This window comes from Leisingera sp. S232 (assembly GCF_049800895.1).
In the GTDB taxonomy this organism is placed as follows: Bacteria; Pseudomonadota; Alphaproteobacteria; order Rhodobacterales; family Rhodobacteraceae; genus Leisingera.
Genome location: NZ_JBNAFX010000072.1, coordinates 1 through 3407, shown reverse-complemented (window position 1 = coordinate 3407; position 3407 = coordinate 1). Strand labels below are relative to the sequence as shown.

Genomic DNA, 3407 nt, shown 5'->3' with positions numbered 1-3407 from the left:
AAAAGAACGCGGGGGTTGAAACAATATCCGGTCCAAACCATACAAGATCGAAGCTACAAAAGAGCTTTCCAATATGGCTGATACCCCTACCACCCGCACTTTGGCAGTCTATCGCGCCGTTGCGCATAGCGGCCCGGTGGTTTTGAACGACTTACAGAATATTCTGCCCCAGCTTTCCCGTATGGGCATTTGGCGCGCGTTGAACAATCTGCGGGACGCAGGATGGGTCAGATTGCGGCTGGGTGATAATGCTTGGCTGATCACACATGCCACTCAGGACATGCTCAACGACGCATGCCTCCCGCCGCGTGCGGTTGAAGAATTGTCTGCGCGCCTGCCACAAATCACGCGGAAACAGACGCTCATCCTGTGCGCCTTCACCGAACGGGGGCGGCTTGAGATTGTTGAGTCGACAGACAAGTCCCTTATGGGTGAGGTGTTGCCCCTGATAGGTGAACCGGCGGCCTTTGCCGCCCTGGGGATCAGCACCGAGGCCGACATGCTGCGCCATCTGAATGCCTGGATCTCATCCACGGCGGATGCCGAAGAACGTGCGCTGGTCAAATCGGGCGGTCTTACGCAGGGGCTGCGTGCCGCGCGGCAAAATCCGGCACTGAAAACTGCGCAGGGTTATGCCATACCCTATCGCGCTGCAGATGACAGCATTGCCGTTGCCTGGATAGAGACACGCGCGACGTGACTCACACCTTACTGAGACATTGCGCCACCCAGATTTGATCACCGACCACGCGATACACCAGACGGTGGCGATGGGTCAGCCTGCGTGACCACCATCCGTTCAAGGGGGAGGCCAAAGCACAAGGTCGCCCGATCCCGTCATAGGGCGTGCGGCAACAGGCGTCCAATAGCTGATCCAGCCGGGCAGACAGGGCAGGTTCGGCCCGTTGCAGGGTCAGATAATCCTCCCAGACCGGTGCGGCAAAGCGCAGCTTTCTCATTCCTGCTTCCCGACCTCTGCCGCAGGCAACCCGTCTGACAGGTCGCGCAGCGCTTCGACCAACTGGCGGATATTCGCCTCAGATCCCAAAAGATGCTGCGTTTCCAACAATGATTCGTATTCAGCAAGGGAAAGAAGCACGGCAGCGGGCTTACCCCCGGACCGGGTGATCACGATCGGGATACAATCCTGCGTCGCGCGATCTATTGTCGCCGCCAATTCCTGGCGGACCTCTGAAAACTTCATCACGTCCATGGAAAATACGTACCAATAACCGTACACATTTCAAAGAGAAAATCTTTCTCCAACTGCTCCATCGCTTGGCATGCAAGGCGCGACATCTGCGTAGCGGGCAGGACCTAAGAATCCTGTTTCGAGATTCGGTATGCGGTCATTTACGCGGGCGGTCTTCTTCTCTTACCTTCAATGGGAACTGAGTAAACATAGCAGGGAGCATTTATATGGCACTTACAAGTATCGAATTCGACGGCGGTGGCGTCACCGGCACATTCACGGATATTGCCGGGCAAGAGGTCACTGTCAGCGCGTCTGTTAGCAATAGCAACTATACTGCTGCTCACGGCGCAACCAGTGCGGGTCATGTCGAGACTGGCGGGGTTTTTGGCACCGGCGCGACCAACACCTATCATTTTTCAGGCGATGGTGTGAACGGGCTTGCTGTTCAGATCGGCGCGTCAGAGGGGACCGACGTTTTTGATTTTGTTGTCAACGGCGTTGATGTGAATTTGCAAGAAATGATCGATGCGGGCGAGGCCCAGCTTGTTCATCCTCAAGAATTACCGTTTACCCCATATGGTCCGTCTAACGATATAGCGACAGTAAATTCGAATGGCGACTTGACCGGAGATTCTTCTGCTCCTGGCACATCGTCTTATGCAGATGCAATGCCGATCATCTCTTTCAACATCCCGGTCACCTCGATTTCGATAACCAACAATGGCCTCGGCTCCACCGAATACATCGACATCTATCTGGACTCTGAAGCAGCCCCCTGTTTCACCCGCGATACATTGATCGACACGGATCAGGGTGAAGTGGCCGTGCAGGACCTGACCCCCGGCATGATGGTGCGCACCCGCGACAACGGCTTTCAGCCGGTACGCTGGATTGGCATGACAGCCACCAAAGACCGCGCCGTGCGCATCAAGGCCGGCGCCATGGGCAACAGTCGTGATCTGGTTGTTTCTCCGCGTCACCGCATGGTGCTGGAAGGTTGGCAATTGGAAATGCTGTTCGACCATGACGAGGCCCTTGTGACCGCGCTGGAACTGGTGAACGACGATACAATCCTGCGTGATGAATTCACGAAGGTTGAATATTATCACGTGATGTTTGACCAGCACGAGGTGATCTACGCCGAGGGCGCTGCAACAGAAAGCTTCCACCCGGATCAGCCGACCATGGGTTCGATGGATGCGGCAGCCCGCGAAGAGATCTTTGCCCTGTTCCCAGAGCTGCGCGAAGGTACCACCCGCGCCGAGGCCGCGCCAAACCTGTCACCTGTACAGGCGGCCTATGTGGGCAAGCACCTGGATGCCTTCATCGGCTAAACCGAAACTTGTATTTCACGTTAAGGGGCCTCTTTGTGGGGTCCCTTAATGCGTTTTGCAATAGCATACCTGTTACGCAGCCCGTGGAGTAAGCCTGTGTGTGTCCGTCTTGGCACGGTAGCGACGGCCCTGATTGTTGGGCAGGAATCTCTTGAAACAGGTCGCGTTTTTACGCCTGATTGAAACCAAACGACACGGCAGCAGCCAATTTATAGATATCCCGCCAAGATCTGTGCTTCTTTGACCCGCAAAGCCGTGCGGGCCAGCCTTGTTTCGTTGAACACCGGCTTCTCGAGTTCGGGGAAGATACTGAGAATTTCACGACGCGACTCGTCGCCCAGAGCGTCGATCGCCACTTGGCCGGCGTGCAGACTCTCGGTCCACATGCCCTCGGACAAAATCACCTCGTGATTGTCAAACAGCATATGGCAATAGGTAATGGCCGGCAATCGGAGCCAAAGGATGGTTTTGTCGTTGACCAGCGCCTTGGCCGGAGCCAAGACTTCTTCTTCGCCAAACAGCAAAGACGCTTTCCAGCCGGTTACCAAAATCCGATGTTGAGGCGAGACCAGAAGGTCACGATCATTCCCAAGCGTCCCCGCCTTGATACAAATCGGTGCAAGATCACCCGAGGCATCAACAGTGCGCCATCCAATCCAGCGGATCGGTTGCAGCCCGTGATCGCGTGTTTTAACCAAATCACCTTCGACCAGCGTTTCGATTGGCGCTGCGCCCTGCGCGGTCTCGATCAATGTCCCGGCGGCGAAACATGGAATGCCCATGGCCCCGAGCTCTTGCACCGTATCTACCTGGGACGGTGCAACCCCGATCAACTTGGTCGACGTGCCATCCGGGAATGTAAGAACCGCATTGCCGGA

The 3407-nt window shown here is 56.0% G+C and carries 5 protein-coding genes; 2 read left to right on the top strand and 3 right to left on the bottom strand.

From position 1 onward, the window contains the following. Positions 1-73: 73 nt before the first annotated feature. A complete protein-coding gene (locus tag ACP151_RS21140; RefSeq protein ID WP_424980762.1) occupies positions 74-700 on the top strand; it encodes a hypothetical protein in 627 nt (208 codons plus the stop codon). Between the two features lies 1 nt (position 701). Here the strand turns inward: ACP151_RS21140 and ACP151_RS21135 are convergent, their stop codons facing one another. Both ACP151_RS21135 and ACP151_RS21130 read right to left on the bottom strand, forming a co-directional pair. Next, positions 702-959 carry a Txe/YoeB family addiction module toxin gene (locus ACP151_RS21135; protein WP_424980763.1) on the bottom strand — a complete coding sequence of 86 codons (258 nt, stop codon included), beginning with the start codon at positions 957-959 and terminating at the stop codon, positions 702-704. Continuing rightward, positions 956-1213 (bottom strand): type II toxin-antitoxin system Phd/YefM family antitoxin, encoded by a 258-nt coding sequence (locus ACP151_RS21130; protein ID WP_424980764.1) that lies wholly within the window; start codon positions 1211-1213, stop codon positions 956-958. The genes ACP151_RS21135 and ACP151_RS21130 overlap by 4 nt, the downstream gene beginning before the upstream one ends. A gap of 206 nt (positions 1214-1419) precedes the next feature. On the opposite strand from ACP151_RS21130, the gene ACP151_RS21125 reads away from it, so the two are divergent. Continuing rightward, a complete protein-coding gene (locus tag ACP151_RS21125) occupies positions 1420-2529 on the top strand; it encodes a Hint domain-containing protein (protein ID WP_424980772.1) in 1110 nt (369 codons plus the stop codon). A gap of 209 nt (positions 2530-2738) precedes the next feature. On the opposite strand, the gene ACP151_RS21120 is transcribed toward ACP151_RS21125, so the two are convergent. After that, positions 2739-3407 (bottom strand): Hint domain-containing protein (locus ACP151_RS21120; RefSeq protein ID WP_424980771.1); only part of this gene is annotated, 669 nt, incomplete at its 5' end.